The sequence below is a fragment of the Leclercia sp. M-A074-M genome (assembly GCF_965195605.1).
Classification (GTDB): domain Bacteria; phylum Pseudomonadota; class Gammaproteobacteria; order Enterobacterales; family Enterobacteriaceae; genus Enterobacter.
Genome location: NZ_CBDAHM010000006.1, coordinates 149,672 through 163,312 on the forward strand (window position 1 = coordinate 149,672; position 13,641 = coordinate 163,312).

Annotated in this window: 9 protein-coding genes; 1 reads left to right on the plus strand and 8 read right to left on the minus strand. The window is 58.2% G+C overall.

The annotated features are described in order from the left end of the window. Nucleotides 1–113: 113 nt before the first annotated feature. From mazG to rlmD, 3 genes are all read right to left on the minus strand, one after another. Complete coding sequence (mazG, locus tag ACOKCT_RS13970) at nucleotides 114–905, minus strand: nucleoside triphosphate pyrophosphohydrolase (protein ID WP_103180933.1); 792 nt, start codon at nucleotides 903–905, stop codon at nucleotides 114–116. A gap of 69 nt (nucleotides 906–974) precedes the next feature. Continuing rightward, complete coding sequence (relA, locus tag ACOKCT_RS13975) at nucleotides 975–3,212, minus strand: GTP diphosphokinase (RefSeq protein ID WP_103822711.1); 2,238 nt, start codon at nucleotides 3,210–3,212, stop codon at nucleotides 975–977. Between the two features lie 52 nt (nucleotides 3,213–3,264). Continuing rightward, nucleotides 3,265–4,563, minus strand: coding sequence for a 23S rRNA (uracil(1939)-C(5))-methyltransferase RlmD (gene rlmD, locus ACOKCT_RS13980; protein WP_156655171.1), 1,299 nt, complete (start codon nucleotides 4,561–4,563; stop codon nucleotides 3,265–3,267). A gap of 57 nt (nucleotides 4,564–4,620) precedes the next feature. Here rlmD and barA point away from each other — a divergent pair, with 57 nt between their 5' ends. Then, entirely contained in the window at nucleotides 4,621–7,392 is a 2,772-nt protein-coding gene (gene barA / locus ACOKCT_RS13985; protein WP_156655172.1) for a two-component sensor histidine kinase BarA, read from the plus strand. A gap of 38 nt (nucleotides 7,393–7,430) precedes the next feature. On the opposite strand, the gene ACOKCT_RS13990 is transcribed toward barA, so the two are convergent. The 5 genes from ACOKCT_RS13990 to ACOKCT_RS14010 all read right to left on the minus strand — a co-directional run bounded on the left by ACOKCT_RS13990 (nucleotide 7,431) and on the right by ACOKCT_RS14010 (nucleotide 13,640). Continuing rightward, nucleotides 7,431–8,570: a glycerate kinase gene (locus ACOKCT_RS13990; protein WP_103180937.1), complete on the minus strand. Its 1,140-nt coding sequence runs from the start codon at nucleotides 8,568–8,570 to the stop codon at nucleotides 7,431–7,433. Nucleotides 8,571–8,657: 87 nt separating this feature from the next. Then, on the minus strand, nucleotides 8,658–9,998 hold the full coding sequence (gene gudD / locus ACOKCT_RS13995) for a glucarate dehydratase (protein ID WP_168192060.1): 1,341 nt from the start codon (nucleotides 9,996–9,998) through the stop codon (nucleotides 8,658–8,660). Between the two features lie 12 nt (nucleotides 9,999–10,010). Further along, the gene (locus ACOKCT_RS14000) at nucleotides 10,011–11,351 is read right to left on the minus strand and encodes a glucarate dehydratase family protein (RefSeq protein WP_263951645.1); all 1,341 of its coding nucleotides are present in this window, start codon (nucleotides 11,349–11,351) and stop codon (nucleotides 10,011–10,013) included. Between the two features lie 2 nt (nucleotides 11,352–11,353). After that, complete coding sequence (gene gudP, locus ACOKCT_RS14005) at nucleotides 11,354–12,706, minus strand: galactarate/glucarate/glycerate transporter GudP (protein WP_103180939.1); 1,353 nt, start codon at nucleotides 12,704–12,706, stop codon at nucleotides 11,354–11,356. Between the two features lie 484 nt (nucleotides 12,707–13,190). Then, nucleotides 13,191–13,640, minus strand: coding sequence for a flavodoxin (locus ACOKCT_RS14010; protein ID WP_103180940.1), 450 nt, complete (start codon nucleotides 13,638–13,640; stop codon nucleotides 13,191–13,193). Nucleotide 13,641: the final 1 nt, after the last annotated feature.

Genomic DNA, 13,641 nt, shown 5'->3' on the forward strand with positions numbered 1-13,641 from the left:
TTGACTCATATTGGGAGTGAGAAAATAGCCCCTTTTGGGTAAATGTTTTTGACGCAAATCAAGCGCTTGTCATTTAAAAAATCACACAAATTGCGCTTGATCGCAAAAACCCGTTAGAGATCAGATTCCTGGCGTTTTACTTCCTGCCAGACTTCTTCCATCGCGTCGAGGTCCACGCCGGTCATTTCCAGGCCGCGCGCCGCGATAATGCGCTCCACTTCCCGGAAGCGGCGCTCGAATTTGAGGTTCGCTTTCTGCAGCGCCATTTCGGCTTTGACGCCCAGATGACGAGAAAGATTGACGGTGGCAAACAGCAGATCGCCCATCTCCTCTTCAAGCTTCTCCTGGTCCACTACCGCCTGCTGCGCTTCGTGCATCACCTCGTCAATCTCTTCATGCACTTTGTCGAGCACCGGGCCTAAGGATGTCCAGTCAAACCCCACCGTCGAGCAGCGTTTCTGAATCTTGTGCGCGCGCATCAGCGCCGGCAGGCTTAACGGAATATCGTCCAGCGCCGAATGTTGCGACTTTTCAGCCCGTTCCGCGCTTTTAATCTGTTCCCAGCGGGCCAGAACCTCGGTACTGTTTTCGGCGGTGGCATCACCAAAGATGTGCGGGTGACGGCGCTCCAGCTTGTCGCTGATGGCGGCACAGATATCGTTGAAATCGAAGCGTCCCTCCTCCTGGGCCATCTGCGCATAGAACACCACCTGGAATAGCAGGTCTCCCAGCTCGCCGCGCAGATCGTCAAAATCTTCCCGGGAGATAGCGTCCAATACCTCGTAGGTCTCTTCAAGCGTGTAGGGGGCGATGGTGGCGAAAGTCTGCTCTTTATCCCACGGACAGCCGTTTTCCGGGTCGCGCAGACGTTGCATAATGCCGAGCAGGCGGTCGATTTGGGTCATAGTTTTGTCCTGATAAAAAAATGCCGGGTGGCGGCTTGCGCCTTACCCGGCCTACAAAAGAAGGTGCGATTATCCGCCGTGCAGACGACGGGCGTCGATCACATCCGGCACCTGGTTCAGCTTGCCGAGCACACGGCCCAGCACCTGCAGGTTATAGATTTCGATGGTCATATCAATGGTGGCGAGCTGCTGGCGCGTATCGCTGCGGCTGGCGACGCCCAGCACGTTCACCTTCTCGTTCGCCAGAATGGTGGTGATATCGCGCAGCAGGCCGCTGCGATCGTTGGCTGAGACCCGCACTACCAGTGAATAACCGGCGGAATAGCTCTCGCCCCACACCGCATCCACGATGCGTTCCGGCGCGTGAGACTGTAAATCGTCCAGCTGATCGCAGTCCGCACGGTGAATGGAGATCCCGCGCCCCTGGGTGATAAAGCCGACAATCTCATCCCCCGGGATTGGCTGGCAGCAGCGGGCAATATGGTGCATCAGGTTGCCGACGCCCTCCACCACCACTCTGCCTTTGTCTTTTTCTTTGCCACGGTGCGAGGGGGCGTAGCTCTTCTGCTGAAGCTGCTTCAGCGCCGCCGCATCCTGCTCTTCCGCGCTCGGTTTGTTGAACTGCGCCTGCAGGAAATTCACCATCTGGTTAAGACGAATATCCCCACCGCCAATGGCGGCCAGCAGCTCATCCAGCTCGTTAAAGTTGTAGCGCGGCAGAAGGAATTTTTCTGCCTCTTTCAGGTGGATGCCTAAATGCTCCAGCTCGTCATCGAGGATCTGGCGTCCGGCAAGAATATTCTTGTCGCGATCCTGCTTGCGGAACCAGGCATGAATTTTTGAGCGCCCGCGGCTGGTGGTGACATAGCCGAGGTTCGGGTTCAGCCAGTCGCGGCTCGGGTTCGGCTGTTTCTGGGTGATGATCTCAATCTGGTCGCCCATCTGCAGCTGGTAGGTGAACGGCACGATACGCCCGCCGATTTTGGCGCCGATGCAGCGATGCCCCACATCGCTATGGATGTGGTAGGCGAAGTCGAGCGGCGTTGAGCCTGCCGGCAGGTCAACCACGTCGCCTTTCGGCGTAAAGACGTAGACCCGGTCGTCAAAGACCTGGCTGCGCAATTCGTCGAGCATTTCACCGGAGTCGGCCATCTCCTCCTGCCACGCAATCAGCTTACGCAGCCAGGCGATACGATCCTCGTGACCGGAGCGCGCCCCGCTTGTGGGCCCCTCTTTATACTTCCAGTGCGCGGCGACGCCGAGCTCGGACTCCTCATGCATCTGCTTAGTACGGATCTGGATTTCGACGGTTTTGCCGCCCGGCCCCAGCACCACGGTATGGATCGACTGGTAGCCGTTCGGTTTCGGATTGGCGACATAGTCGTCAAACTCATCCGGCAGGTGACGGTAATGGGTGTGGACAATCCCCAGCGCGGCGTAGCAGTCCTGCAGCCGCTCGGCGACGATACGCACGGCGCGCACATCAAACAGCTCGTCAAAGGCGAGATGCTTTTTCTGCATTTTGCGCCAGATGCTGTAGATATGCTTCGGACGGCCATAGACTTCAGCCTTCACCCCCTCTTCTTTCATCGACTTACGTAAGCCGCCGACAAACTCATCGATGTAGTGTTCCCGATCGATACGGCGTTCGTGCAGCAGCTTAGCAATGCGTTTGTATTCCGCCGGGTGCAGGTAGCGGAAGCAGTAATCCTCCAGCTCCCATTTCAGCTGGCCGATGCCCAGACGGTTCGCCAGCGGGGCATAGATGTTGGTGCACTCTTTCGCCGCCAGCACGCGTTCGTCTTCCGGCGCGTCTTTGACTTCCCGGAGGTGGGCGACGCGTTCGGCAAGCTTAATGACCACACAGCGGAAATCATCCACCATCGCCAGCAGCATACGACGCACGTTATCCACCTGTTCAGACGAGACCGAATCGGTGTGGGTGGCTTTGAGCTGACGGATGGCCGCCATATCGCGCACGCCGTGGATCAGCGCCACGATCGATTTCCCGACGCTTTCGCGCAGCACCTCTTCTGTGACCACCTCGGCGTCGGCCAGCGGGAAGAGCATAGCCGCACGAAGGGTGTCGATATCCATACTCAGCATGGAGAGGATCTCAACCATCTCTACGCCGCGCCACAGCAGCAGCTCGGCATCGGGATGCCCCTGCGTGGTGCGCAGACAGTAGGCCCATGTTTCGGTTAAGCGTTCACACGACTGCTGGCTGGCAATCCCCAGACTTGCGATCCATTTTTGTGGGTCAAACTCACCAGCTTTATTGAGATGTGCACTTCTTACCGCAACCATTGTCCTCTCCTTTAGGGACCCCTGCCTGTCGAATTCGACAAGCCGAAACTCATCAATTGTGTTCAAACAACGCCATTGATTCCAGATGCCCAGTGTGCGGGAACATATCAAGCATTGCCAGACGCTGAATCTGGTAACCCGCCGCTAATAACGCCTCGCTATCGCGGGCAAGCGTTGCCGGATTACAGGAAACATAGACCACGCGTTTGGGCGCCAGTTTAATAATATGCTGCATCACGCCTGGCGCGCCCGCGCGTGCCGGATCAAGCAGGATTTTATCGAAACCGTGCGCCGCCCATGGCTGCTGGGTAACATCCTCTTCAAGATTTTCGTGAAAAAATGTCACGTTTTGCAGCGCATTGTGAACAGCGTTATCGCGCCCCTTTTCCACCAGCGCCGCCACGCCTTCAACGCCGACCACGCTTCGTGCCCGTTTTGCCAGCGGCAGGGTAAAGTTGCCCATCCCGCAAAACAGGTCGAGTACCCGGTCCTCCGGCTGAATATCCAGCCACGCCAGCGCGGTCGCGACCATCTGCTGGTTAACGCCGTCGTTAACCTGAATGAAGTCGCGCGGGCTGAACGTTAAGCGTAGCCCGTCTGAATCATACCAGGGCGTTTCGCCGCTCAGTTGCTCAAGTATCTCGCTTTGCGGGGCGAGATAAAGCGCAAGGTCATGAGAATGCGAAAAGCGTTCCAGTTTTTCACGATCCCGGGCCGACAGCGGCGCCGTATGGCGCAGCACCATCAGCGGGCCACTGTTTGCCAGCACCAGCTCAACGTGCCCAAGATGGCGGACGCCCTGCAGGTCAGAGAGGCATTTGCGCACCTCTGGCAGCAATGCCTCAAGACGGGGCACCAGAATGGGGCACGCTCTGACATCAACGATGTCGCTGGAGTTGGCCTTGCGAAAGCCCATCTCCAGACGCGCGGTTTTCGGCTGATAATTGAGGCTCAGACGCGCCCGGCGGCGGTAGCCCCAGGGTTTATCTACGATCACTTCATCAACGTCGTGCTTCAGCAGGCGCGCCAGGGCGTTGCTTTTGCTGCGCTCCTGCAGCGCGACGCTGGCGTGCTGTTGTTGGCAGCCGCCGCAGACGCCAAAGTGCGGGCAGCGAGGCGTTTCACGTTCCGGGCTATCATTAAGACGGCGCTTTACCTGCCCGCGTGCGTACTGACGTTTCTCTTCCGTCAGGGTGATTTCCGCACGCTCCTGGGGCAGCAGGCCGGGAATAAATACGGTCTTGCCCTCGTGGCGCGCCACCCCCTGTCCGAACGGATCGAGGTCTGTCACTTCAACAGTTATGATCTGACGCGTCGTCACGCGTCGCTTTGCAGAGTAGAATTGCGCCATCGCCGGGAATTTTCTCAAATGAACATATTGACTCTAATTGTCCCATAACGGAACTCCATGACCAACTACAGCCTGCGTGCGCGCATGATGATTTTGATCCTCGCCCCTACCGTACTCATTGGTTTACTGCTGAGTACCTTCTTCGTGGTGCACCGTTATAACGACCTGCAACGTCAGCTCGAGGACGCCGGTGCCAGCATTATTGAGCCGCTCGCGGTCTCCAGCGAGTACGGCATGAACCTGCAAAATCGCGAGCCCATCGGCCAGCTCATCAGCATTCTGCACCGTCGTCATTCGGACATTGTGCGGGCGATTTCAGTGTATGACCAAAATAATCACCTGTTTGTGACCTCCAATATTCAGCTTGATCCCGACACCCTGAAGCTGCCGGATGGTACGGCGTTTCCAAAACGGCTGAGCGTGATCCGCCAGGATGAAAAAATGATCCTGCGCACCCCTATTATTTCGGAAAGCTATTCACCGGATGAATCTCCCGCGTCGGACGCTAAGCCCAATAACAATCTGTTGGGATATGTGGCGCTGGAGCTGGATCTCAAGTCCGTGCGGCTGCAACAGTACCGGGAGATCTTTATCTCCACGGTGATGATGCTGTTCTGTATCGGCATTGCGCTGATCTTCGGCTGGCGTCTGATGCGGGATGTAACCAGCCCCATCCGCAACATGGTAAATACCGTCGACCGGATCCGCCGGGGCCAGCTCGACAGCCGCGTCGAAGGCTTTATGCTCGGCGAGCTGGATATGCTGAAAAACGGCATCAACTCAATGGCCATGTCGCTGGCGGCATACCATGAGGAGATGCAGCATAACGTCGATCAGGCTACTTCCGACCTGCGCGAAACGCTGGAGCAGATGGAGATCCAGAACGTTGAGCTGGATCTGGCTAAAAAACGCGCCCAGGAGGCGGCACGCATCAAGTCGGAGTTCCTGGCGAATATGTCCCACGAGCTGCGCACCCCGCTCAACGGGGTGATTGGCTTTACCCGCCTGACGCTGAAAACCGAGCTCAACCCGACCCAGCGTGACCACCTGCATACCATTGAACGCTCCGCCAACAACCTGCTGGCGATCATCAATGACGTACTGGACTTCTCCAAGCTCGAAGCGGGCAAATTGATCCTCGAGAGTATTCCGTTCCCGCTGCGCAACACCCTGGATGAGGTGGTCACCCTACTGGCGCACTCCTCCCACGACAAGGGGCTGGAGCTTACGCTGAACATTAAAAATGATGTGCCGGACAACGTCATTGGCGATCCGCTGCGCCTGCAACAGGTGATCACCAACCTGGTGGGTAACGCCATTAAGTTCACCGAGAGCGGGAACATCGACGTGCTGGTCGAAAAACGCTCCATCAGCAATACCAAAGTGCAGATTGAGGTGCAGATCCGCGACACGGGGATCGGTATTCCTGAGCGCGATCAGTCCCGGCTGTTCCAGGCCTTCCGCCAGGCCGACGCCAGTATCTCCCGCCGCCACGGCGGTACCGGGCTGGGGCTGGTCATCACGCAAAAACTGGTTAATGAGATGGGGGGCGATATCTCCTTCCACAGCCAGCCTAACCGGGGTTCGACCTTCTGGTTCCATATCAACCTCGACCTGAACCCGAACGTGCTGACCGATCGTCCGGCCATGGATTGCCTGCAGGGTAAACGGCTGGCGTACGTGGAGCCCAATACCGCCGCCGCGCAAAGCACCCTCGATGTGTTAAGCACGACGCCGCTGGAGGTGGTCTACAGCCCGAACTTCTCCACGCTGCCGGTTGACCATTACGACATCCTGCTGCTGGGGATCCCGGTGACCTTTACCGGCGATCTGACCATGCAGGAGGAGCGGCTGGCGAAAGCGGCCTCGATGACCGATTACCTGCTGCTGGCCCTGCCCTGCCATGCCCAGATCAACGCCGAGGAGCTAAAACATGACGGGGCGGCCGCCTGCCTGCTGAAACCGCTGACGGCCACGCGCCTGTTGCCAACGCTGACGGAATATTGCCGTCTGAACCATCACATCGCACCGATGACCAGCGATGAGAGCAAACTGCCGATGACCGTGATGGCGGTGGATGACAACCCCGCCAACCTGAAGCTGATCGGGGCGTTGCTGGAGGATCAGGTTCAGCATGTCGAACTGTGCGAGAGCGGTCTGCAGGCGGTGGAGCGAGCGAAGGAGAAGCAGTTTGACCTGATCATGATGGATATTCAGATGCCCGGTATGGACGGCATCCGCGCCTGTGAACTGATTCGCCAGCTTCCTCATCAGCAGCAAACCCCGGTGATTGCCGTGACGGCGCATGCGATGGCGGGGCAAAAGGAGAAGCTGCTGAGCGCCGGGATGAACGACTATCTGGCGAAGCCGATTGAAGAAGAGAAACTGCACAGCCTGCTGCTGCGCTACAAACCCGGCCCTACCACAGGCAACTGGATCCCCGCACCGGAGATTCCGCCGGCGGCCCCGGAGATTGTGACTAACGTCAGTGCCACCCTCGACTGGCAGCTGGCGCTGCGTCAGGCGGCGGGCAAAAATGACCTCGCGCGGGAGATGCTGCAGATGCTGGTCGCGTTCCTGCCAGAGATCCGCAATAAAGTGGAAGAACAACTGGTGGGAGAAAACCCGGAAGACCTGGTCGGGGCGATCCATAAGCTGCACGGCAGCTGCGGGTACAGCGGGGTGCCGCGTCTTAAGAATCTCTGTCAGCTGCTGGAGCAGCAGTTACGTTCCGGTACGCCGGAAAGCGAGCTAGAGCCGGAGTTCCTGGAGTTGCTGGATGAGATGGATAACGTCACGCGGGAAGCGATGAAGGTGCTGGGGTCGTAAGGCCCCTCTCCCGACAGGAAGAGGGGGAACAGAAGGGATTACAGCCCCCTTCCCACTTTTAATACGGCGGCGATATTGCGGGCCGCCATCCGCACGTTTTCTTCGGCCTCTTCCAGCGCCTCTTCCAGCGTACAGACGGTATAAATCACGCTGAACACCGCGTCGATGCCATGGTCATGCACCACGCCGACGTCCGCCGTCAGGCTGCCCGCGAGGCCAATGACCGGTTTATTGTAGCGTTTGGCAATCTTCGCCACCCCTACCGGCACTTTGCCATGAACGGTCTGGCTGTCGATCCGCCCTTCGCCGGTGATCACCAGATCGGCATCGGCCACCAGGCCGTCGAGATTGAGCGCATCGGTGACGATTTCAATACCCTGGCGCAGCTGCGCGCCGCAAAACGCATACAACGCCGCGCCCATACCGCCCGCCGCGCCGCCACCCGCCAGCCCGAGCACGTCAACGTCCAGGTCGCGGGCGATGATCCGGGCATACTGCGTCAGCGCGCGATCGAGGCGCACGATCATCTCTGAGGTCGCCCCCTTTTGCGGACCAAACACGGCGGACGCGCCATTGTCGCCGGTCAGCGGGTTAGTGACATCGCATGCCACCTCAATGCGGCACGCCGTCAGTCGTTTATCCAGACCGCTGATATCGATACGTGCCAGCCTTTCCAGTTCACCGCCGCCGGGACCGATGGCGTGACCCTGTTCGTCCAGCAGTTTCGCACCAAGCGCCTGCACCATCCCTGCGCCGCCATCGTTAGTGGCGCTGCCGCCAATCCCAATGATGATATGTTTTACGCCTGCATCCAGGGCATGGCGGATCAGCTCCCCGGTTCCCCAGGAGGTGGTTTTCAGCGGATTGCGCTGGGCCGGGGGAACCAGCTCCAGACCGCTGGCCGCCGCCATCTCGATGAATGCGCTTTTTCCATCGCCGGAGCGGCCATAAAAACCGTCAACATGCTCGCCGAGCGGCCCCGTTACGCGTACCTGAATAATTTCACCCTGGGTGGCGGCGACCATCGCTTCCACGGTGCCCTCCCCGCCATCGGCAACCGGCAGTTTCACGTACTCCGCCGTGGGGAAAATCTCGCAAAATCCTTGCTCTATCGCCGTTGCCACTGCCAGGGCACTCAGGCTCTCTTTGTAAGAGTCCGGTGCGATCACTATTTTCATAAGCCGTCCTTACGCATGTTGACTACCATAAGCATACACCCGTCACGCAAGAGATAATGCCGACTCCCGCAGGAACCGGCACCGGACTTAACGCACCATGCAAGGGCGTTTGTTGTTGAAGGTCCACTCCGGAATCAGGTACTGCATCGCCATCGCGTCGTCGCGTGCGCCCAGACCGTGCTGCAGGTAGAGCTCGTGCGCCTTCATCACCTGATCCATATCCAGCTCCACGCCCAGACCCGGTGTGGTTGGTACCTGCACCATACCGCCCTTGATTTCGAACGGCTGTTTGGTCAGGCGCTGGTTGCCCTCCTGCCAGATCCAGTGGGTGTCGATGGCGGTGATGTTGCCCGGCGCGGCAGCGGCCACGTGGGTGAACATCGCCAGCGAGATATCAAAGTGGTTGTTGGAGTGCGAACCCCAGGTCAGGCCGAACTCGTGACACATCTGCGCCACGCGCACCGAGCCCTGCATGGTCCAGAAGTGCGGATCCGCCAGCGGGATATCCACCGACTGCAGCGACAGGGTATGCCCCATCTGACGCCAGTCGGTGGCGATCATGTTGGTGGCGGTTGGCAGACCGGTGGCGCGGCGGAACTCGGCCATCACTTCACGCCCGGAGAAGCCCTGCTCGGCACCGCACGGATCTTCCGCATAGGCCAGCACGCCCTTCAGACGCTTACCGATGCGGATCGCCTCGTCCAGCGACCATGCGCCGTTTGGATCGAGGGTGACGCGCGCCTGTGGGAAGCGTTTCGCCAGTGCAATGATCGATTCGGCTTCTTCTTCTCCTGCCAGCACGCCGCCCTTGAGTTTGAAATCGTTAAAGCCGTACTTCTCGTAGGCGGCTTCCGCCAGACGGACCACCGCATCAGGGGTCATCGCCTCTTCATGGCGCAGGCGATACCAGTCGCACTGCTCATCCGGCTGGCTCTGGTACGGCAGCGGGGTCAGCTTGCGGTTGCCCACAAAGAACAGGTAGCCCAGCATCTCAACTTCGGTGCGCTGCTGCCCGTCACCCAGCAGGGAGGCGACGTTAACGCCCAGATGCTGGCCCAGCAGGTCGAGCATCGCCGCTTCAATACCGGTCACCACGTGGATAGTGGTGCGCAGGTCGAAGGTCTGCAACCCGCGGCCACTTGCGTCACGGTCGGCAAATTCGTTACGGACGGCGTTAAGAACGTTTTTATAGGCGCCCAGGGTTTGACCCACCACTAACGGGATCGCATCTTCCAGCGTTTTACGGATCTTCTCGCCACCCGGGATTTCACCTACCCCGGTGTGACCGGCGTTATCTTTGATAATCACAATATTACGGGTGAAGAACGGGGCATGGGCGCCGCTCAGGTTCATCAGCATGCTGTCATGACCCGCGACCGGGATAATCTGCATGGAGGTCACAACAGGAGTAGTAGACGTGCTCATAATTCCATCCTTTAATCAGTGGCGACCGAACGCCGGGCGTTTACGGTCAAAGGTCCAGCCGGGGATAAGGTACTGCATCGGGCCTGCGTCATTACGCGCGCCGCCTGGCAGTTTCTTATACGCCTCATGCGCTTTGTGGATCTGATCCCAGTCAAGTTCCACGCCAAGCCCCGGAGCGTCAGGTACGGCAATCTTGCCGTGTTTAATTTCGAGTGGATTTTTAGTCAGGCGCGCTTCGCCTTCCTGCCAGATCCAGTGGGTGTCTATAGCGGTCGGCGTGCCCGGTGCGGCGGCACCGACATGGGTAAACATCGCCAGCGAAATATCAAAGTGGTTGTTGGAGTGACAACCCCAGGTCAGGCCCCAGTCATCGCACAGCTGCGCCACCCGTACCGCGCCGGAAAGGGTCCAGAAGTGCGGGTCCGCCAGCGGAATATCGACCGCGTTGAGCATGACGGCATGTCCCATCTCGCGCCAGTTGGTGGCGATCATGTTGGTCGCTACCGGCAGGCCCGTGGCGCGGCGGAACTCCGCCATCACCTCACGGCCAGAGAAACCCTGCTCGGCGCCGCACGGATCTTCGGCGTAGGTCAGGACATCGCCCAGCCCTTTGCACAGGGCGATAGCTTCATCCAGCAGCCAGGCGCCGTTGGGATCCACGGTAATGCGGGCATCCGGGAAGCGTTTTTTCAGGGCGCGGGCGCTCTCAATTTCCTGCTCGCCCGGCAGAACGCCGCCTTTCAGTTTGAAATCCTTAAAGCCGTAGCGATCCTGCGCCGCTTCCGCGAGGCGGATCACCGCCTCACTGGAGAGCGCCTCCTGGTGGCGCAGGTGATACCACTCGTGGCTGCCCGGCGAACGTTCGAGGTAAGGGAGATCGGTTTTGGTGCGATCGCCCAGGTAGAAGAGATAGCCCAGCACGGTGACCGCATCGCGCTGTTTTCCAGGGCCGAGCAGTTCACACACCGGCACGTTCAGCGCTTTGCCGAGCAGGTCCAGCAGCGCCGCTTCCAGCGCCGCCACCGCATTCACCCGCAGCTCAAAGGTCCAGGCACCTTTGCCGAACGTATCGAAATCGGCAGACTGGTTGCCTTTGTGTACGCGCTGCACCACTTTGTTCAGGCGCGCCACCTCCTGACCCACCACCTGCGGAATGGCATCCACCAGGGTCTGGTAGATCACCTCGCCGCCAGGCGCTTCACCTACGCCGGTATTCCCGGCGTTATCGGTCAGTACCACGATATTACGGGTAAACCAGGCGTTATGCGCGCCGCCAATGTTCAGCAGCATACTGTCCTGGCCGGCAACCGGGATAACCTTCATTTCAGTGACGACAGGGCTGGATTGCATACTCATCATCAACGCTCCGTAACAGGTTTCAGCTCGATACGTTTGATATCACCCACCAGGACCAGGTAGCTCAGTACCGCTACCAGGGCATGGATACCGACGTAGATCAGCGCCCCGTTGAACGAACCGGTGGTACCGACAATGTAGCCAATGGCGATCGGGGTGACGATCCCGGAGATGTTGCCGAACATGTTGAACAGACCGCCGCTCAGACCGCTGATCTCTTTCGGCGCGGTATCTGCCATCACCGCCCAGCCCAGCGCCCCGATACCTTTACCGAAGAAGGCCATCGCCATAAAGCCGATAATCATCCACTCTGCGTTCACGTAGTTACACATCACCATCGTCATGGAGAGCAGCATACCCAGCACGATTGGCGTTTTACGGGCGATATTCAACGAGCCAGTACGACGCATCAGCCAGTCGGAAATTACCCCGCCCAGTACGCCGCCCACAAAGCCGCAGATTGCCGGAACGGAGGCGACAAACCCGGCTTTCAGAATCGACATGCCGCGCGCCTGCACCAGATAGACCGGGAACCAGGTAATAAAGAAGTAGGTTAAGGCGTTGATGCAGTACTGGCCGAGATAGATCCCGAGCATCATGCGGGAACCCACCAGCTGTTTGATTTGGCCCCATTTCTGGCTGAACGGGACTTTCGCTTTGCTGCTCGCCTGATCCATGTTGATCAGCGCGCCGCCTGCGGCAATGTAGTCCAGCTCTTTCTGGTTTACGCCGGGATGCTGGTTCGGTTCGTGGATCACTTTCAGCCAGATAAAGCTGATCACAATGCCCAGACCGCCCATAAAGAAGAACACATGCGACCAGCCCACCTCGTGCGTCAGCCAGCCCATGATGGGCGCAAAGATGACGGTGGCAAAGTATTGTGCAGAGTTAAAAATGGAGACCGCCGTTCCCCTCTCCTGAGCCGGGAACCAGGCAGCCACGATTCGGCTGTTGCCGGGGAAGGATGGGGCTTCTGCCAGCCCGACGAGGAAGCGTAGGGTAAAGAGCGCGACAATGATGCCAAAGCCGTTAAAGATATCGACAAAGCCCTGCAGCAAGGTAAACATGGACCAGATGAAAATGGACCAGAAATAGACGCGTTTTGAACCGAAGCGATCCAGCAGCCAACCGCCAGGAATTTGGCCGATAACATAGGCCCATGAAAATGCCGAGAAAACATACCCCATACCGACCGGATCCAGACCGATATCTTTTGCCATTTCTGAACCGGCAATCGACAGGGTGGCGCGGTCGCCATAGTTGAAGGATGTGACGATAAACAGCATCACCACTATCCAGTAGCGGGCGTTAGTACGCTTTTCAGCGCTGCTCGCCGCTTGGCTTAATGAACTCATTCTTGCACTCCTGAATCATAGCGTTTTCGCTACGTTCATTCTGAACAGCTCAACCGTAGGGTAATCAGAATGACGTGTATGTGTTTTTGCAGTTCGAACATGTAGGTCGTTTCGCCTTACTGACTGCATTTTTATTAACTGGCGGAAAAAGTATAAGAAAGGAACCTGGCCCCTCTCACCGTGCATCAACACAACATTGGCACGGCTCTGTGCGGTTGTTTGTGGCAAAAGCCCAGGACAATGGAAGAGACTTCACGGAAATGAAAACTGCCTGCCCGTAAGGGGGAGGCCAGTGCCAGGGAATAACGGGAGTGTGAAACAGGTCGCTTGACGCAGTGAAAATGCCCGCTAATAACCGCGCTTCAGATGAGGATTTACGGGCGATTGCCCAAAGCTTACTCGATTCAGTTAACTTATACTGGCTGCATGGTCGCTTTGTTAACTGGCAAAGGGTTCTGGCCCTCCGCTCAGGGAGGGCAGGAACTTATTTTAGCAATGTGCCCCACTGTTCAACCCAGGGATTGGATTCGCCTTCCGGCTCAGGGTGTTCAGAGGCGTCAATCATCAGCATATCACCCACGCGCTGCGCGCTTTGCTCCTGTAACAGAGCGTCGAACAGCTTACCGCCACCGCAGAAATTCGCGTAAGTGCTGTCACCGAGCGCAATAATGCCGTAACGCATTTCCGGCTGATAACCCAGCTTATCTTTAATTCCCTGGAATAGCGGAACAATGCTGTCCGGGAGATCGCCCTGCCCGGTTGTCGAGGTGACCACCAGCACATACTGGCCCTGATATTTTTCCCAGTCGGCCAGATCGGGATCTTCATAGACCGTGGCTTTATGACCCATGCCTGCCAGAATCGCTTCGGCCTCTTCTGCCACCAGCAGCGAGTTACCGTACATCGTGCCGACAAAAATTCCGATTACCGCCATG

Bases quoted from the DNA above. Each gene is read 5' to 3' on its own strand.
- mazG (WP_103180933.1), bottom strand. From the start codon at position 905: ATGACCCAAATCGACCGCCTGCTCGGCATTATGCAACGTCTGCGCGAC.
- relA (WP_103822711.1), bottom strand. From the start codon at position 3,212: ATGGTTGCGGTAAGAAGTGCACATCTCAATAAAGCTGGTGAGTTTGAC.
- rlmD (WP_156655171.1), bottom strand. From the start codon at position 4,563: ATGGCGCAATTCTACTCTGCAAAGCGACGCGTGACGACGCGTCAGATC.
- barA (WP_156655172.1), top strand. From the start codon at position 4,621: ATGACCAACTACAGCCTGCGTGCGCGCATGATGATTTTGATCCTCGCC.
- ACOKCT_RS13990 (WP_103180937.1), bottom strand. From the start codon at position 8,570: ATGAAAATAGTGATCGCACCGGACTCTTACAAAGAGAGCCTGAGTGCC.
- ACOKCT_RS14000 (WP_263951645.1), bottom strand. From the start codon at position 11,351: ATGAGTATGCAATCCAGCCCTGTCGTCACTGAAATGAAGGTTATCCCG.
- gudP (WP_103180939.1), bottom strand. From the start codon at position 12,706: ATGAGTTCATTAAGCCAAGCGGCGAGCAGCGCTGAAAAGCGTACTAAC.
- ACOKCT_RS14010 (WP_103180940.1), bottom strand. From the start codon at position 13,640: ATGGCGGTAATCGGAATTTTTGTCGGCACGATGTACGGTAACTCGCTG.